The 16,438-nt window shown below is 72.3% G+C and carries 21 protein-coding genes; 10 read left to right on the plus strand and 11 right to left on the minus strand.

Annotated elements, in window-relative coordinates; all coding sequences use genetic code 11:
* Positions 1-11: 11 nt before the first annotated feature.
* The 3 genes from OVA28_RS03640 to OVA28_RS03650 are packed head-to-tail and all read right to left on the minus strand — an operon-like array spanning position 12 to position 1,302.
* Positions 12-326 (minus strand): DMT family transporter, encoded by a 315-nt coding sequence (locus tag OVA28_RS03640; protein WP_268095792.1) that lies wholly within the window; start codon positions 324-326, stop codon positions 12-14.
* Entirely contained in the window at positions 326-673 is a 348-nt protein-coding gene (locus OVA28_RS03645; protein ID WP_268095793.1) for a DMT family transporter, read from the minus strand. Before OVA28_RS03645 ends, OVA28_RS03640 begins: the two co-directional genes overlap by 1 nt.
* The gene (locus OVA28_RS03650) at positions 670-1,302 is read right to left on the minus strand and encodes a TetR/AcrR family transcriptional regulator (RefSeq protein WP_268095794.1); all 633 of its coding nucleotides are present in this window, start codon (positions 1,300-1,302) and stop codon (positions 670-672) included. Before OVA28_RS03650 ends, OVA28_RS03645 begins: the two co-directional genes overlap by 4 nt.
* Before the next feature lie 188 nt (positions 1,303-1,490).
* Here OVA28_RS03650 and OVA28_RS03655 point away from each other — a divergent pair, with 188 nt between their 5' ends.
* The 5 genes from OVA28_RS03655 to OVA28_RS03675 are packed head-to-tail and all read left to right on the plus strand — an operon-like array spanning position 1,491 to position 7,016.
* The gene (locus tag OVA28_RS03655) at positions 1,491-2,705 is read left to right on the plus strand and encodes an FAD-dependent monooxygenase (RefSeq protein ID WP_194659525.1); all 1,215 of its coding nucleotides are present in this window, start codon (positions 1,491-1,493) and stop codon (positions 2,703-2,705) included.
* A 57-nt stretch (positions 2,706-2,762) separates the two neighbouring features.
* Entirely contained in the window at positions 2,763-4,112 is a 1,350-nt protein-coding gene (locus OVA28_RS03660) for an ABC transporter substrate-binding protein (RefSeq protein WP_268095796.1), read from the plus strand.
* Entirely contained in the window at positions 4,109-5,068 is a 960-nt protein-coding gene (locus OVA28_RS03665) for a carbohydrate ABC transporter permease (RefSeq protein WP_194626683.1), read from the plus strand. The genes OVA28_RS03660 and OVA28_RS03665 overlap by 4 nt, the downstream gene beginning before the upstream one ends.
* Positions 5,068-5,973, plus strand: coding sequence for a carbohydrate ABC transporter permease (locus tag OVA28_RS03670; protein ID WP_268095797.1), 906 nt, complete (start codon positions 5,068-5,070; stop codon positions 5,971-5,973). The genes OVA28_RS03665 and OVA28_RS03670 overlap by 1 nt, the downstream gene beginning before the upstream one ends.
* Positions 5,970-7,016, plus strand: a complete 1,047-nt coding sequence (locus tag OVA28_RS03675) for an aminoglycoside phosphotransferase family protein (protein WP_268095798.1) — start codon at positions 5,970-5,972, stop codon at positions 7,014-7,016. The genes OVA28_RS03670 and OVA28_RS03675 overlap by 4 nt, the downstream gene beginning before the upstream one ends.
* A 73-nt stretch (positions 7,017-7,089) precedes the next feature.
* Here OVA28_RS03675 and OVA28_RS03680 read toward each other — a convergent pair whose 3' ends face one another.
* Positions 7,090-7,221 (minus strand): hypothetical protein, encoded by a 132-nt coding sequence (locus tag OVA28_RS03680; RefSeq protein ID WP_268095799.1) that lies wholly within the window; start codon positions 7,219-7,221, stop codon positions 7,090-7,092.
* Between the two features lie 72 nt (positions 7,222-7,293).
* Positions 7,294-7,791 (minus strand): MarR family winged helix-turn-helix transcriptional regulator, encoded by a 498-nt coding sequence (locus tag OVA28_RS03685; RefSeq protein ID WP_268095800.1) that lies wholly within the window; start codon positions 7,789-7,791, stop codon positions 7,294-7,296.
* Positions 7,792-7,849: 58 nt separating this feature from the next.
* On the opposite strand from OVA28_RS03685, the gene OVA28_RS03690 reads away from it, so the two are divergent.
* The gene (locus OVA28_RS03690) at positions 7,850-8,725 is read left to right on the plus strand and encodes an NmrA family NAD(P)-binding protein (protein WP_268095801.1); all 876 of its coding nucleotides are present in this window, start codon (positions 7,850-7,852) and stop codon (positions 8,723-8,725) included.
* On the opposite strand, the gene OVA28_RS03695 is transcribed toward OVA28_RS03690, so the two are convergent.
* Complete coding sequence (locus OVA28_RS03695; RefSeq protein WP_268095802.1) at positions 8,655-9,509, minus strand: hypothetical protein; 855 nt, start codon at positions 9,507-9,509, stop codon at positions 8,655-8,657. The two genes, OVA28_RS03690 and OVA28_RS03695, sit on opposite strands and share 71 nt — an antisense overlap.
* Positions 9,506-10,084 (minus strand): RNA polymerase sigma factor, encoded by a 579-nt coding sequence (locus OVA28_RS03700; protein WP_268095803.1) that lies wholly within the window; start codon positions 10,082-10,084, stop codon positions 9,506-9,508. Before OVA28_RS03700 ends, OVA28_RS03695 begins: the two co-directional genes overlap by 4 nt.
* 104 nt (positions 10,085-10,188) lie before the next feature.
* Between OVA28_RS03700 and OVA28_RS03705 the strand changes: the two genes are divergently transcribed.
* Genes OVA28_RS03705 through OVA28_RS03715 form a run of 3 tightly spaced genes read left to right on the plus strand, consistent with a single transcriptional unit; the run spans position 10,189 to position 12,191 of the window.
* Entirely contained in the window at positions 10,189-10,578 is a 390-nt protein-coding gene (locus OVA28_RS03705; protein ID WP_268095805.1) for a hypothetical protein, read from the plus strand.
* Between the two features lie 54 nt (positions 10,579-10,632).
* Entirely contained in the window at positions 10,633-11,580 is a 948-nt protein-coding gene (locus OVA28_RS03710) for an alpha/beta hydrolase (RefSeq protein ID WP_194659534.1), read from the plus strand.
* Positions 11,577-12,191, plus strand: a complete 615-nt coding sequence (locus tag OVA28_RS03715; protein WP_268095807.1) for a hypothetical protein — start codon at positions 11,577-11,579, stop codon at positions 12,189-12,191. Before OVA28_RS03710 ends, OVA28_RS03715 begins: the two co-directional genes overlap by 4 nt.
* A gap of 347 nt (positions 12,192-12,538) precedes the next feature.
* Here OVA28_RS03715 and OVA28_RS03720 read toward each other — a convergent pair whose 3' ends face one another.
* Positions 12,539-13,048, minus strand: a complete 510-nt coding sequence (locus tag OVA28_RS03720; RefSeq protein WP_268095808.1) for a hypothetical protein — start codon at positions 13,046-13,048, stop codon at positions 12,539-12,541.
* Positions 13,049-13,183: 135 nt separating this feature from the next.
* Here OVA28_RS03720 and OVA28_RS03725 point away from each other — a divergent pair, with 135 nt between their 5' ends.
* Positions 13,184-13,738 (plus strand): AAA family ATPase, encoded by a 555-nt coding sequence (locus tag OVA28_RS03725; RefSeq protein ID WP_268095809.1) that lies wholly within the window; start codon positions 13,184-13,186, stop codon positions 13,736-13,738.
* Here OVA28_RS03725 and OVA28_RS03730 read toward each other — a convergent pair.
* Genes OVA28_RS03730 through OVA28_RS03740 form a run of 3 tightly spaced genes read right to left on the minus strand, consistent with a single transcriptional unit; the run spans position 13,723 to position 16,436 of the window.
* Positions 13,723-14,484, minus strand: coding sequence for an SDR family NAD(P)-dependent oxidoreductase (locus OVA28_RS03730; protein ID WP_268095810.1), 762 nt, complete (start codon positions 14,482-14,484; stop codon positions 13,723-13,725). The two genes, OVA28_RS03725 and OVA28_RS03730, sit on opposite strands and share 16 nt — an antisense overlap.
* A gap of 36 nt (positions 14,485-14,520) precedes the next feature.
* Complete coding sequence (locus OVA28_RS03735) at positions 14,521-15,726, minus strand: FAD-binding domain-containing protein (RefSeq protein WP_268095811.1); 1,206 nt, start codon at positions 15,724-15,726, stop codon at positions 14,521-14,523.
* Positions 15,727-15,782: 56 nt separating this feature from the next.
* Positions 15,783-16,436 (minus strand): HAD family hydrolase, encoded by a 654-nt coding sequence (locus OVA28_RS03740; protein ID WP_268095813.1) that lies wholly within the window; start codon positions 16,434-16,436, stop codon positions 15,783-15,785.
* Positions 16,437-16,438 lie beyond the last annotated feature (2 nt).

Consider the following 16,438-nt stretch of genomic DNA (forward strand, 5'->3'; position numbering starts at 1 on the left):
GGCAGTGTGCGTCAGTGCCCGAGCTCGACGAGCAGCACCCCCACGATGATCAGCCCGATGCCCACGAGCATCGTCCGCGTCAACGGGTCCTTGAACAGCACCCGCCCGAGGACCGCCGTCAGCGCCACCCCCGTCGCCGCCCAGACCCCGTAGGCGACCCCGATCGGCAGGCCCATGGTCAGCGCGACCGCGAGCAGCGAGAACGCCACCAGGTACCCGGCCACCACGGCGACGTACCAGCGGCGTTTGCCGTCCGTCGCGACCTTGAGGCTCATCGTGGCGAAGACCTCGGTGACGATGGCGATCGCGAGCAGCACCCAGCCCATCAGCGGACCCCGTCCCGGCGTGCGGCGAGCGCCCGCTGCGACCCGATCTCGACGAGCAGCACCCCTGCCGCGATGAGCCCGATGCCGACCAGCATCACGGGGGTCAGCGACTGCCCGAACAGCACGGCGGCGAGCACCGCGGTCAGGGCGACGCCCGAGGCGCCCCAGATACCGTAGGCGACCCCGATGGCCATGCCCCGGCGGAGCACCTGGATGAGCAGGAAGAACGACCCGACGTAGCCGACCACGACGAGCGCGTACCAGCCAGGTCGCTCGACGGCGGCCTGCAGGGACAGGGCGGCGGTGACCTCGGAGAGGATCGCGCCGGCGAGGAAGAGCCACTTCACGAGCGGACCCCCTTGGCGTCGGCATCCTGTACGGCGAGCGCACCGACCATCGTCGCCGCGAGCCGTAGCGTCGCTGCTGCCGCCGAGTCGTCCCGGTCACTCAGCCACGCCGACATCGCGCCGTCGACGAGCGCGACCAGCAGGCGGGCGACCTGGTCGACGGGCGCCGACCACGACCGGCCGTGCCGGTCCGACCACTGCCGCAGGTTGCCGGTGACGGCCTGCGCGTACGCGTCCTGCTCCCAGCGCGCCAGGTCCCGCAGGTCCGGGTCGCGTCGCGCGAGTGCGGTGAGCTCGAAGAGCGCCAGAGCCTCGTCCGGCGCGGCGCGGACCCGGTCCAGGTAGGCCAGGAGCCCGGCCGCGATGCGCTCGGACGGGTCCTCGACCGGGACCGAGTCGTCGTCGAAGGTCACGGCCATGGACTGCCGGAGCTCGCGGTCGAGCACGGCGCGGAACAGCTCGCCCTTCGACCCGAAGCAGTACGCGAACGTGCCGTGGGGCAGTCCGGCGCGTGCCGTGACGGCGCGGGTGGTGACGGCGCGGACGCCGTCGTCGGTCATCACCGCCACGGCGGCGTCGACGAGCTGAGCCCGTCGTTCGTCCGCGCTGCGGTGGGTGCTCGTGGTCATGCAACGACCGTACCGGTCGAGTTGGCCAGGTGGCCAACTCGACCGGCGCAGTCCCAGCCGACCAGCAGCGGACGGGAGGCTCGGTGCCAGCTGGCACCGAGCCTCCTGTCGGTCCGGTGTCAGTGGCGCGTCAGCGCGGTGTGAGTGCCGCGGCCGATGATCGGGACATCCGATCGAAGGAGCACACCGTGCAGAACACCCGAGTCCTCGTCTCCGGCGCGAGCATCGCCGGCCCCGCCCTGGCGTACTGGCTGCACCGGTCGGGGTTCGACGTCACCGTCGTCGAGAAGGCCAGCAGCATCCGGCCGGGCGGCCAGGCCGTCGACTTCAAGGGGCCGATCCACATGCGCGTCCTGCGGGAGATGGGTATCCTCGACGAGGTGCGCGCCGCAGACGTCCGTGACGCGGACGGCATCATCGTGAACGCCGCCGGCCGGAAGGTCGGGACGGCCCCCGGTGGCTTCGGCGCGGGCGAGGTGAACATCCCCCGCGGCGACCTGGCCCGGATCCTGCACCGTCTGACCGAGGACACCACCGAGTACGTCTTCGGCGACTCGATCACGAGCCTGACGGACACCGGGGACGGCGTCGACGTGACGTTCGAGCACGGAGCACCGCGGACGTTCGACCTCGTCGTCGGCGCGGACGGCATGCACTCCAACGTCCGCCGGCTGGCGTTCGGCCCCGAGTCCGAGCACGTCACGCACCTCGGCTACCACTACGTCCTCGCCGACCTCGACACCGGCCCCGACGACGTCGTCTACAGCGAACCGGGCATCACCGTCATGCTCGGCGGGACCAAGGCCCCGGCGTTCCTCGTCTTCGCCGGCCCACCGCTGCCCCCGGCTCGGGACGACGTCGACCGGCAGAAGCAGCAGGTGGCCGAGGCACTCCGACACGGGAAGTGGCGGATCCCCGAGCTGCTGGAGCAGCTGCCCGACGCCCGTGACTTCTACATGGACTCGATCAGCCGTGCGACGGTCGACCACTGGTCCCGCGGCCGCGTCGTGCTGCTCGGCGACTCCGCGTGGGGGAACGCCCTCGGCGGCTACGGCACCGGGCTCGCCGTCGTCGGCGCGTACGTCCTGGCCGGGGAACTCGCACGAGCAGGTGGTGACCACGTCACCGCGTTCGACACGTTCGAGCGGAGGTACCGCAACTACGCCTCGATCTCCCACAAGGTGAACGCCGGCAAGCTCCTCGCACCGAGGACCACCGCCGGCATCCGCGTCCGCAACCTGCTGTTCAGCACCCTGGCGGTCTTCGGTCCGCTCATGCGGGTCGTCGACCGACCGGCGTCGAACCTCGTGCTCGAGGACTACGACGCCCACCGGACTGGCCGGGACACCGATTCCCGCACTGGGTCCCGGACGGGCACGACCGGTGTCGGGGGCGCGGACTAGCGTCGCGGGCGCGGCGACCGGCACCGATCGACGCGACCCCGTCCCGAGGAGCCGCCAGTGCCGCTGCAGCCCATCTCCCGTCGCTCGATGCTCGTCGGGGCGTTCGGGTTGGCCGCCGCCGGGGCCCTCAGTGGGTGCGTCGCGAACAACGGCCCCGTGCCGAGCACCGCGGCCGCCGGGTCGAAGGCCGACATCGGCGAGGTCGAGGGCACGATCCGCTTCGCCTTCTGGGGCGGCAGCGACGGGGAGAACGCCGGGTTCGCGCACGCGAAGAAGGTGTTCGAGGCCCGGCACCCGAAGGCCACCGTCGAGCTGCAGACGCTGCCGTACGACGGGTTCTTCTCCGGCATCGACCGGGGCATCCTGTCGCGCACGGCGCCGGACGTGTTCCGGGTGGACTACACGAGCATCGGCAAGTACACCTCGCACGGGGTGCTGCTCGACATCACGCCGTACCTCAGCGCCACCGAGTCCGCCGGGTTCCTGCCCGCACTCCGCGACGCCGTCCGGTTCGAGGGCCGCACCTACGGCGTCCCGCACCAGACCGACACCTCGGCGATCGCGTTCAGCCGCGACGCCCTCGACGAAGCCGGCATCGGCGCCGTGCCCGACCGGCTCGAGGACGCCTGGACCTGGGAGGACTTCACCGCGGTCGCGACGAAGCTCCGCAAGGCCCTGCCCGACGACAAGTACCCGTTCGCGTACGACTGGACCGCCGCGGGCGCGTACCGCTGGGCGAGCTTCCTGTACCAGGCGGGCGGGTCGCTCCTGACCCCGTCGCTGGAGCACTCAGCGGTCGACGGCGACCCCGCGCGCAAGGCCATGGCGTTCACGCAGCGGTTCTTCGACGAGCGGTGGGTGCCGGCGAACAACACGATCAAGACCACCGTCTACTCGGACAACTTCTTCCTGAACCAGACCGTCGCGATGACGTTCATCGGCGACTTCCTGGTGCCGGAGCTCGCCGACGCGAAGAACGGCTACCAGGGCGGCAAGTGGGCCACCACGTACATGCCCCGCGACGAAGCCGCCGCGTCGGACCTCGGCGGGAACGCCGTCGTCGCCACCCGTGACACCGAGCACCCGGAGCTCGCGGCCGCGTTCCTCAAGTTCCTCGTGGAGGAGGCCCAGATGCGTGACTTCTGCCAGCGGGCGAACGAGCTGCCGACGCTGAAGAGCCTGGCGGACACGCCCCTCGACTACGCCGTGCGCCCGGACGTGATGGACGTCTTCACGCAGCAGGCCACGACGATCACCGAGACCGCCGTGCGCGAGACCGTCGTGCCCGGGTTCGCCTCGGTCAACACGGCGCTGCAGGACCAGCTCGAGCTCGCCTTCCACGGCCGCGGGACCGACGCAGCCGTGCAGGCCATCGACGCCGCCGTCGAGCAGGCGGTGGCGGCATGACCGGCGCGGCCGAGCGCATCGGCGGAGCGACCGCGGGCGGGGCCGTCCGCCGGGGTCCACGCCGGTCCGTCGGGGGCTTCCGGGGCTCCAGCGGGGCTGCGGCCACCGCGTTCCTGGTGCCGAACGTCGTCCTCATCGTGGTCTTCACGCTGCTGCCGCTCGTCTACGCACTCGTCATCAGCTTCCAGGACCTCGACTCCCTCGGGGGCACGAGCTGGGCGGGCCTCGGCAACTACGCGCGCCTGGTGACGGACCCGGTCTTCTGGCAGTCCGTCGCGAACACGGGCGTCTTCACGCTGTTCACGGTGCCGGTCGGCATGGCCATCGGGCTCGGCGTCGCGGTGCTGCTCAACGGCGTGCTGCCCGGTCGGGCGGTCTTCCGCACGATCATCTTCCTGCCGCTGGTGGTCTCCGGCGTCGCGACCGGTGTCCTCGGCGCGTGGATGTTCGACCAGAACAACGGCTTCGTCGACGAGTTCCTCCGCTCCCTCGGCCTGCCGCAGATCCAGTGGCAGTCGAGCGGCGGTTGGGCGATGACGGCCGTGATCCTGATGACGCTGTGGCAGCGCATCGGCTTCGACATGCTCATCTACCTCGCCGGGCTGCAGGGCGTCGACCCCGCCGTGCAAGAGGCGGCGACGACCGACGGCGCGAGCGGCTGGCAGCGCTTCCGGCTCATCACGTTCCCGCTGCTCGGCCCGTCGACGTTCTTCCTGCTCGTGATGAACCTCATCTACTCGTTCCAGGTGTTCGACACCGTGTGGGCGATGACCCGCGGTGGCCCCGGCTACGGCACCACCACGATCGTGTCCTACGCCTATCGGGTGGCCTTCGACGAGCACGGCCCGCAGCTGCTCGGGTACGGCGCCGCAGTGGGCATCGTGATCTACCTCGTGACCCTGCTCATCACGGGCCTCCAGTGGCGGTTCAACGCCGGACGGGACCAGACCGACTGATGACCTCCACCACCTGGGACACCGGCGCCGCCGAGCCCGCACCCGCTGCCGCCGCCCGCACCGCCACCCGGTCGCCGAAGAAGCGCCGTGGTCGGCTGCTCTGGCTGCGCCTGACCGTCGCGGTCATCGTGACCGTCGTGATGGCGTTCCCGCTGTACTGGATGCTGCTCACCGCGTTCTCGACCCGGGCAGACCTGTACGCACCGGGGCTGCAGCTCTGGCCGGGGCACTTCACGATCCAGAACTTCGTCCGCCCGTTCCAGGAGTTCCCCGTCTGGCGCTGGTTCGGGAACTCGCTGCTGATCTCCGTCGTCGTCACGGTCATCACCGTCGTCTGCAACCTGCTCGCCGGGTACGCCTTCGCCAAGCTGCGCTTCCGCGGACGCAACGCCCTGTTCCTGGTGCTGCTGTCGACGCTGATGATCCCGCCGCAGGCGATCATCGTGCCGCAGTTCTTCATCTCGATCGGCCTGCACCTGTACGGCGGACTGTGGGCGGTCATCCTGCCCGAGGCCGCGGCGATCTTCGGGGTGTTCCTGGCTCGGCAGTTCTTCCTCGCGGTGCCCGACGAGCTCATCGAGGCCGCCCAGCTCGACGGCGCCGGCCGCTTCCGCACGTTCGTGTCGGTCGTGCTGCCGCTCTGCCGGCCGCTGCTCGCCGTGCTCGTGCTCCTGACGTTCATGGGCGAGTGGAACGCGTTCGGCTGGCCCCTCGTGGCACTGTCCGGCAACCAGGACCTGTTCACCGTCCCGATCGGCATCGTCGGCACGCTGCAGGGCCAGTACACGTCGGACTACGGCGCGATCATGGCCGTCAACCTGCTCATGATCCTGCCGATCGTCGCCCTGTTCCTGGCGTTCCAGCGGTACTTCGTCGAGGGGCTGTCGCGGAGCGGCCTGCGGTGACGGCGACCGACCCGACGTCCGGCGGACCAAACGTCGGCCGGCGCGACAGCTCCAGGCCGACGCCCGACGACGCCCGCCACTGGATCACCGCCGACTTCGCGATGCAGGTCACCGCGATCGAAGAAGTGTCCGGCGGCACCGACGTCTCCGCCGTCGTCTGGCGGTTCGTCGACGACACCGGCGACGCCTGGGCCGCGAAGTGGACCACCCGCACCACCACGACCGGCACGCGCCTGGTCGGCTCGATGGCCGACGCCGGCCTCAACCGTGCTCCGGGCACCGTCCCGACCACGGACGGCCGCCGTCGCAGTCGTCGTGGCGGTGGGCGGCTCGCCGTCTCCCGTTGGTCCGAGGGCGAGGACGCCGCCACGGTCGGCCTCGACCTCGACGGCTGGCACGCCTACGGGGAGCTCCTCGCCGACGTGCACGCGCATGCGTTCCCGCTCCCGCCGCGTCGACAGGGTGCGCGCCGCGGGATCCGTCGCCGGCGGCAGCGGTACCGCGCGGCGATCCGCTCGCTGGACGCCCGGCCCCCAGGAGACGTCCGCGACGACGTCCTCGGCCTGTGGCACGATGCGCGACCCCGGATCGCCCTGCTGCAGCAGGGCACGACGCTCGCGTCGGCAGCGCCCGGCGAACGCGTCCCGTGCCACGGCGACCCGCACCTCGGCAACGTCCTGGTCGAACCGGACGGCGGGCTGCGGCTGGTCGACTGGGACGAGGCCGTCGTCGCCCCGCGCGAGCTCGACCTGCACCTCGTCGAGTTCAGCGTGCTGTTCGCCCCGGCCGCGCCCGACGAGCTCGCCGCGTTCCGTGCCGGCTACGGACCTGTCGACCTCGACGAACACCGCCTGGTCCGGTACGCCTGCGTCCGTGCGCTCGAGGACCTGACGTCGACGATGACGACGGCACTCGACGGCTCCGACGAGGACCGCACCGAGGCCCTCCGGGTCGTCACCGGGATCCTCGCGCCGACCGGCTCGGCCTCCCTGGTCGAGGACCGGCTGCGCACAGCGCTGGCGGACGCGGCGACGCGGTCCTGACCCCGGACAGACAGGAGGCCCCCCACCGGTCCGGTGGGGAGCCTCCCGTCTGTCGGCTGGTCGCCGTCAGTGGTCAGTCGTGGCCGTTGATCAGGCCGAGGTAGCGCCCGAAGCGGGGCGTCGGCTCGTCGTGGAGCGCGCGCGGCGTGGGCCAGCAGTCGAGCTCGTCGAGGGTCGCGGTGGAACGGTCGAGGTCGTGGCTCATGGGGTGCTCCTTCTTCGGGGGTGAGGAGTACTACGCCGGACCGGTGTCGGCCATTCCCGCGATGCGCCGCCGTCAGGCGGTTCCCGGGGAACCGGCCGCCGGTTCGCGTTCCCCGGACATCTCGCCACCGAGGAGCGGGAGCAGCGCGGACGCGACCACCTCGGCGCCGGTGGTGTCGTCGTCGACCGCGACCGGTCCGAACCAGGCGTTGCTCGCGAGGACGACCGGGAACGCGCGGGACAGCAGTTCGCGCCCGGCGGGGGTGAGCGTCAGGCGCGACAGCCGCCCGCGACCCGGCTCAGCCCCCCGCACCAGCAGCCCGCGGGCACCGAGTGCGCCGACGAGTCCGGTCATGCTCTGCGGGCGGACGCCGACCGCACGGGCGAGCTCGGCCTGGCTGAGCTCCTCGGCCGTGGCGAGCTGGACGAGCACGCCGAACTCGACGGGTGTGAGCTCCATGGGCGCGAGCTCGGTGGCCAGTCGTCGCGCGAGTTCGCGGCCGGCGCGGATGACCGTCCAGGCGGCGACCGCGTCGACGTCGTCACGCGATGCTGCGAACTCCGGGGGCACCGCTCGATCGTAGCGGAGGAGGGTCTACCATCAGGTAACTGATACTGAAGGAGACGACATGGGCGACATCGTGGCAGTCACGGGAGCGACCGGCGACGTCGGTGGCAAGACGGTCGAGGCCCTCCGCGCCGCGGGGAAGACCGTGCGGGCGATCGCTCGGCGACGGGAGCAGGTCGAGGCCTTCCGCGCCCGGGGGATCGATGCCCGACAGGCCGACCTCGGCGACCTGCCGGCCCTGACGGCGGCACTCGAGGGCGTCGACCAGGTGTTCCTGGTCACGGCGGCGACCCAGCAGCAGCGGGAGCACGGGGCGGTCGGCGTGCAGGCCGCGCAGCATGCCGGGGTGCGGGCGCTCGTGCACCTGTCCGGCGGGGACGCCGCGCTGGGGTCGACGATCCCGTGGGCTCGTGCGGTGGCGGAGATCGACGTGGACGTGCGGGCCAGTGGCCTGGAGTGGACGATCCTGCACCCGTCGGGCTTCATGACGAACCTGGTGCCGTCCGGGCCGACGATCCGCCGCGGGTTCTTCCCGCAGACGATGGGCCGCGGGGTGATCGGCTGGATCGACAGCCAGGACATCGCCCGGGTGGCCGCGCGGGTGCTGACCGACGGCGTGCACGTCGGAGCCGAGCCGGTGCTGACCGGGCCCGAACTGCTCGACGGCCGCGGGGTCGCACGGGCACTGAGCGAGGGCCTCGGTCGGCCCGTGCGGTACGTGCACCTGCCCAGTCGGGCGTTCGCAGGCCTGCTGCGGGCGACCGGCATGCCCGCGTGGCAGGCGGCCGGGCTGCGTCAGCAGTTCGGGATCGTCGCCCGGCACGGCCTCGACGGCATCGCGGTGCACACGGACGAGGTCGAGCGGATCACCGGGACACCGGCGCGGTCGATGGCGGCGTGGGCGCGGGCGTCGCGGGGGGTGTTGCTGGGGCGCTGACCGAGTTCAGCTCGTCGATGTACCGCTGGTCGAGCGGCACCTCGGGCATGGTCCCGGCGTCGGCGGTCTGGTGGCCGATGACGGTCTCGCCGTCGGACTCGTACACGTCGACCGTCCCGGGCTGCTCGGCGCCCGCCGTCTCGGACCAGAGCACCCAGCCCAGGCGGCCGTCGTCGGCCCGGCCCGGCACCAGGTCCGGGTGACCGTGTTGGTTCTCGATCCCGAAGGTCTGCCCCTTCGCGTTGACACTCCACCGGGACGTCACCGAGCTGGCGTACTGCAGCACGGCGTGCCACCGGGTGCCGGGCGACGACGACACCGGGAACGTGGTCGTGCCGGCGGACGGCAGCTGCCCGTCCACGACGTGCAGTCGGTGCGGCCCGTCGCCGCTGCAGGAGACACCGGCGCCCGTCGTGCCGTCGCCGGTGCTGACCTGCACCATCCCCGAGTCGCTCAGGCAGGTGACGTCGACGATGACCGCTCCCGCCGTCTCCGGCGCCCGGCCGATGTCGACCAGGGCCGGACCGGTCCGGGTCACGGTGGTGGTGGCACCGAGTGCGTCGGTCGCCGTCGACCCGGGCATCCCGGTGACCACGAGCGCGGCGGCACTGGTGGCCAGGGCGGCGGCAGCGACCCCGACGACGGACGCGGTGACCCGGGTCCGTCGCTGTGCACGCTGCAGACGGCTGCCACTCGTGCCGATGGCGGCGAGCTCGGCGCGGATCGTGGCAGCAGCGCCGGAGTGCATGTCGGTCGTGGTCGGGTGTCCGTCGTTGCTGGTCATGCGCTGCCTCCTGGTGCCGAGCGGAGTGTGGGGTCGAGGTCGTGCAGGTCGGCACGGAGCCGCTTCCGCACACGGTGCAGGCGCACGCGGGCGGCGGGTGGTCGCAGGCCCACCGCCTCGGCTGCCTGCCACACGGGCATGTCCTCGAGCGTGGTGAGGACGAGCAGTGCTGCGTCGGTCGGGGAGAGCCCGCGGAGGGAGGCCTCGAGACGTTCCCGGACCTCGGCGTCCTCGGGCTCGACGGGGTCCACGTGCTCCTCGTCGCGGGGGAGCCGGTCGAGCAGCTTCCGGTAGCGGGCGGCGGCACGACGGCTGTTCCGGCCGAGGTTCACCGCCGTCACGAGCAGCCACGGCAGGACGGACCCGGCCACCAGCGGCACGGTCTTCCGCTTCCGCCAGAGCTCGTAGAACGCGGCGGCCGTCACGTCCTCGGCGTCGTGCACGTCACCGAGCAGGCTCAGCGCGCGTCGGTAGACCCGCGGTCGGTGCCGGTCGAACAGTTCGGCGAAGGCCGCACCGTCGTTCGACTGGGCCCGCGTCCACAGCGCCCCGTCGTCGTCCTGTTCGTCCTGCACACTCAAGAGTGTCCGACCGGGGAGCCCGCGTTGCACGCGCCGCTGTCGAGTCCGCCTCGGGCTGTGGCACGCTCGATCCTGCAACCCGGGGGAAGAGGGACGACGTGGACGAAGCACTGCTCTACGACCTGTGCAGCCGTGCGCGGCTCATCGAGATCCGGTTGGGCGGGTCGGACGGCGCGTCGCGGGGGCTCACGGACCTCATCTCCCGCGCCGCCGACCCCGCAGGTCGGTACTCCCACGCGCAGCTGCTCGCGCTCATGCAGTCCGTGCCCCGGCCCGTGGGCTTCCGCTACGGCCTCCGCCGGCTGGAGGCCCTCACCGCGTGCCGGACCGACCCGCCTCAGGACTTCTCCGGCGAGCAACGAGCCGCCCACGCGGCGGCACAGTCGGCGCTCCTCGAAGCCGTCGGCCGGGACAACGGCGAACCGCCTCACGGGGTCGTCGCCGTCGCGAGGAACGTCCTGGAGCAGTTCGGTCTGCGCTGGTTCTGAGCCCGTCTCCGGACCACACCGGCACGAGAGCGCCTCAACGCGCAGACTGGAGCCATGGCCAGGATCGACCTCCGCACGCGACTGCTCGGCCGACTGCTCAGCGCCGCCTCGGTCACCCGCCGGTCCGAGGAGCAGATCCTCGCCGACCAGCGCCGCGAGATCGGCCACAACCCGGTCGTCGACCTGCTGCTCGGCGGACTCGCCACGGGCGTCGCCGTCCGCGACACCACCGCTGCCGGTGCGGACGGCCCCATCGGCGTCCGCGTCTACCGGCCCACCACGTTCCGCGGCACACCCCCGCTCGTCGTCCTCGTCCACGGCGGCGGCTGGACGTCCGGCTCGCTCGACACCTACGACTGGCTGGCCAGCAGCATCGCTCGGGACGCCCAGGCCGTGGTCGCCTCCCTGGACTACCGCCTGGCCCCGGGCGCGCGCTGGCCTGCCGCCGCCGAGGACTCCTACGCCGCCACCGCCGACCTGGTCGGCCGCGGCCACGAGCTCGGTGCCGACACCAGCCGCCTGGCCGTCGTCGGCGACAGCGCGGGCGGCAACCTCGCCGCCGTCGTCGCCCTCATGGCGCGCGACCGCTCCGGCCCGCCGATCGCGTTCCAGGGCCTGATCTACCCCGCGACGGACCTGACGATGGCGAGTCCGTCCATCGACGAGAACGCGCACGCCCCGATCCTGACGAAGGCGGACATGCTCGCCTTCCGCGGCCACTACCTGGCCGGTCAGGACCCGACCGACCCGTACGCGTCGCCGCTCTTCGCCGACCTGACCGGCCTGCCGCCGGCACTGGTGCAGGTGGCCGAGCACGACCCGCTCCGTGACGACGGCCTCCGCTACGCCGCAGCCCTCCGGGAGGCCGGGGTCGCCGTGCGCACGACGACCTACGTCGGCATGCCCCACGGCTTCCTGGCCTTCCCCCGGATCAGCCGGGCCGTCCCGCAGGCGCTCGGAGAGCTGACGGCGGAGCTCCGCTCCGCGCTGGCGCTCCCGTGATCGCCACGGTCGGGCACGCCCTCGCCGTCCGCCTGCACGCGATCACCTTCGCGGCCGCCGGGCTCTCCACCGTCCTGATCGCCGTCCTGCCCTCGGGCACGGGTGCTCGGTCCGCCGCAGCCATCCTCGCCGGCAGCCTGACGCTGGCCGGGCTCGGCATCATCGCGACCGGCATGTCCGACGAACGACCCCTCCGGCAGGTCCCGCTCGCGATGCCGCTGCTGATGACCGCTGCCGGGGCCGCCGTCGCCAAGACGGTCCTGCTGCAGGCGGGGCGACCACTGCCCGGGGTCCTGGCCGCCTCCGCCGTGGTCGGTCTCGTCGGCGGGCTCGCCGTCGCCGTCGCGGTCGTCCTGCTGCTCGTGGCCCGCTCGCGCCACCGCCTGACGATCGCCACGCTGGTCGGTCTCGGCCTGGTCGGCCTGCCGGCGCTCGTCTCGAACGCCCTGCTGCTCGTCCCGGGCGTCGGCCGTGACGTCGACCACGTCGCCACCATGGTCGGCATCGTCATCACAGGTGCCGGCCTCCTGCTCATCGCGCTCGCCCTGGCTCGTCGGCCGATGGGCACCGCGACGGTCAGCGACGACGCCCGGCAGGCATCCCGCCGCTGACCACGGCGCGGTTCCTGTCGCGCCCCTGGTGCGGATGCCCCCGCGGGCGTACTGTTCCCGCCAGGTGACCCCGGACCCCGGCCGCCGGATCGGAACCACGCATGCAGCGTTCGCCTTCGGCAGCTCGTGCGCTGTGCCGACTCACCTCCCGAGCCGCGGGCCCCGGGAGCAGCGTTGCTCCTGCAGGATCGCCCGCGTGACAGGGCGCACCGTCGCGGGGGTGGCGACGTGCGCTTGAAGCCGGTGGTGTCCTGAACCCGACAGCGCCCCACCGGCTTCCGTCGGCCCGGCGACCGGTCAGCCCTGGGCGGTCGGCCGGACGATGACCTCGCCCACGTCGACCCCGCTCACGCTCGCAGGGCAGCGTCAGCGTCAGCGGCCTGGTCCGGCTCGGACTCCGGCTCCGCCACCGGCCGGAGGAACCGCCAGGTCGCGATCGCTGCAGCCATTCCGGCAGCCACGGACATGCCCAGCGGGAACGACACGACGGCCGGCAGGGACGACGGCCCGGAGAACCACAGCACCACGAGTGACGACGTCACCAGGGCGAGCAGTCCGGCGAGCGTCGCATGCGCGGCCGTGTGCGCACCGCGGGACCGCACCCGGCGCAGCGCCCGGCCGAGCAGGTACGTGCACGGGAGCGCGACAGCCGCGCCGCCCAGTGCGAACACCGCCGTCGCGACCACGGTGACGATGACCAGCCACAGGGTCTGGTTGAGGTCGTCGAGGCCCCCGCCACTGTTGACTGCGGCAAGGACGGAGAAGACCACCGCGCCGATCGGCGCCGTCACCCCCGCCAGCCACACGTAGCTCCGCCCGACCAGCCGGCCGGTCTCGTTCAGTCCCCAGGTGTCCACACCACCCACCCTGCCGCACTGCGGCAGCAGGGCGGCGCTCCGTTCCACGATCGGGACCACACGTCGTCCTGGAGGCTCCCCACCAGCTGGCACCGAGCCTCCCGTCCGGCGGCCGGTCGCCAGTAGGGTCCACCTGTGATCGTCTGGCTGAACGGAACCCACGGTGCGGGCAAGACCACGACCAGTCGGCTGCTGCAGCCGATGCTGCCCGGATCGCAGATCCTGGACGCCGAGAAGGTCGGCGAGGTCCTGATGGACATCACGCCCGGGCTGCCACCGACGGACAACTTCCAGCACTGGGACCCCTGGCGCCCCCTCGTGGTGGAGACCGCCCGCCGCGTCCACGACTACATCGGCGGCGGACCGCTCATCATGCCGATGACCGTCCTGGTCCAGGCGTACTGGCGGGAGATCCAGGCCGGGCTGTCCGCGTCGGGCATCCCGGTGCGGCACTTCGTGCTGCACGTCGACGGCGCCACGCTCGTCGACCGGATCCAGAACGACCAGGAGCTCGGCCCCTCGACCTTCCGGTTCGCGTACGTCGACGCCTACGCCGAGGCGGCAGCGGGCTGGCTGCACCAGGAGGCCGAGGTCATCGACGCGACCTCGATCCCCGCGGCCGAGGTCGCACAGCAGATCGCGGACGCGGTGCAGCTGCCGCCCTCGCGTGGTCCTCAGACCGCGGTGTAGCCGCCGTCCGCGACCAGGACTGAGCCCGTGATGAACGACGCGGCATCGCTGGCGAGGAAGACGACGCTCGGTGCGATCTCCTCCGGCAGGGCGAACCGCTGCTGCGGGGCGTCGTCGATCCAGTAGCGCTTGAAGTCCTCGCGGTCCACGGGCGCCATCTCCGTCTTCACGTAGCCGGGGGCGAGCGCATTGACGCGGATGCCGTACTGCGCCCACTCGACGGCCAGGGACTTCGTCAGGTGGTGCACCGCGGCCTTGGACGCGTTGTACGCCGGCTGCCACTGCGGACGGTTCACGATGATCCCGGACATGCTGCCGATGTTGACGATCGAGCCCGAACCGGCCTCGCGCATGTGTGCACCGACCGCGATGGTGGCCTTCCAGAGCGCACGGACGTTGAGGGTGAACACGGCGTCCCACTCGTCGTCCGTCACCGCGAAGGCCTCGTTGTGGACGCAGGTGCCGGCGTTGTTGACGAGGACGTCGATCGTGCCGAACGCGGCGAGCGCCTCCTCGGTCATGCGGGCGACCTGGGCGTCGTCGGTGATGTCGGCCGTGATCGTGACGAACTCGTGCCCAGCCGCGGCGGCCTCGGCGGCGACCCGCTCGTTGCGGTCAGCGGAGCGCCCGACGATGGCCACGCGGGCACCGGCCTCGGCGAGTCCGAACGCGAACGCCTTGCCGAGGCCCTGGTTGCCGCCGGTGACGATCGCGGTCTTGCCCTGCAGGCTGAAGGGGGAGGTCATGTGGTGCCTTTCGACGCGTCCGGTCGTGCGGAAGGCTCAGTCCACCACGAGTTCGCGGACCAGGGCCGGGATGCGCTCACGGAACGGGAAGAACCCGCGGGACGCGTACGGCCACGCCGCGCTGTCCCATCGTCGGCGGACGGCGACGAGGGAGACACCCTCGGCGGCGAGGGCGGCACGCAGCACCCCGAGCCGCTCGTGGACCGGGCCGATCGGCGCGTACGGCACCACCACGGTGTCGAGCTGCTCGGACCCCGCCCAGCGCAGGAGGGTCGACGGCAGCGTGTCGGCCAGCACCTGGGCCGGGCGGCCGCTCGCGTCCAGTGTCCGTTCGGCCACGTCGTCGAGGGCGGTCGTCGTGAAGGCCTCGACGACGTCCGACACCGAGAACGGCGAGCGTGCGACGGGGTCCGCGGCGACCGCTGTCGCGATCGGGCGGTCGGGCAGTTGAGGGTGTTCGGCCAGCAGGCTCGACGCTTCGAGGTCCTCCTCGTGCAGCAGCAGCCCGACCCGCTCGCCGATGGTCCCCACGACGTCGTCGGACTCGATCGGCATGCGTGGTGGCAACGGGTCCTCGGAGAGCGCCCGTGCGGTCGTCGCCAGGCCACTCGGCGAGAACCGGCCGTCCGTGTACCGCGCGATGTTCGACGCCGTCGCCAGGTAGGTCTTGCCGGCGGTCTGCAGTCCCGCGACCCACCGCCACGACAGCGTGTTCGAGGCCGCGTCGCCGTCGAGCAGGTGGCGGTGGAAGAAGTCGGCGCCGAGCTGCCACGGCAGGCCGAGCGTGAAGACCCAGATGCTCGCGAACCACATGCGCGTGTGGTTGTGCAGGTAGCCCGTGTCGATGAGCTCCCGCACCCAGGCGTCCATCGCGTCGATGCCGGTCCGGCCGTTGACCGCGTCGTCGTAGCTGGTCGGCAGGGTCCCGGTCGCGAACTCGTCGACCTCGCGCCGGTAGCGACGCCACACCTCGGGGTTCTGCTCGAGCCAGCCCTTCCAGTAGGTGCGCCAGAAGACCTCTTGTACAAACTTCTCGGCGGCGGGCAGGCTGTGGCGTTCGAGGACGGCTGCGACGACCTCGTGCTCGGTCACCAGGCGGTGGCGGACGTACGGCGACAGGCCCGAGACGTTGGTCCGCGATGCCCCGAGGTCCGCGTTGCGGTCGCGGGCGTAGTCGCGGCCGGCGCGGGGGACGAAGTCGTCGAGGGCGTCGAGGCCGGCGGCTCTGGTGGGGATGAACACACCCTGATCATGCAGGGGACCTCCGACGGTACCGGGGGGCCGCAGCGCTTTCCGAGCTACGCGCCGGACAACAGCGCCGGGAGCTCCGCCATCGACGAGAACGTGACCGCACCGGCGGCGCGGAGCGGCCCGGGAGCTGTCAACCCGGCCGCGTACCCGAACACGGTCATGCCGGCCGCACGCGCTGATCGGACGCCGGTGACGGAGTCCTCCACGGCGACGCAGGTGGTCGGGGGCACCGCGAGCAGGTCTGCGGCCCGGAGGTAGACGTCCGGGGCAGGCTTCCCCTGCACGACGTCGTCGGAACCCACGACCAGGTCGCCGAAGTGCTGCAGGAGCCCCACCAACGCGAGACTCTCCCGGACCCGTGCGTGGGAACTGTTCGAGGCGACGGCCACGGGCACGTCGAGCCCAGCGAGCACGTCCAGCACACCGTCGACGGCCTGCAGGTCCTCGTGGAGTGCGCGGTGCACCAGCGGCTCGTAGGGCTCACGCCACCCGACGGGCAGACCGCCGAGATGCCGCTCCACCTCCTCGACGAAGTGCGCAGCGGTGTGCCCGACGAACCGGTCGTGGACCTCCTGCAGCGTCATCTGCCAGCCGAGGTCGGCGAGCATCCGCTGGTCGATCGCGGCGAGCGGTGCCTCGCTGTCGACGAGGACGCCGTCGCAGTCGAACACCACCGCGCGGAAGGACGTTGCTCCGGTCATCG

Origin of the sequence: Curtobacterium sp. SL109 (assembly GCF_026672405.1) — a bacterium.
Classification (GTDB): Bacteria; Actinomycetota; Actinomycetes; order Actinomycetales; family Microbacteriaceae; genus Curtobacterium.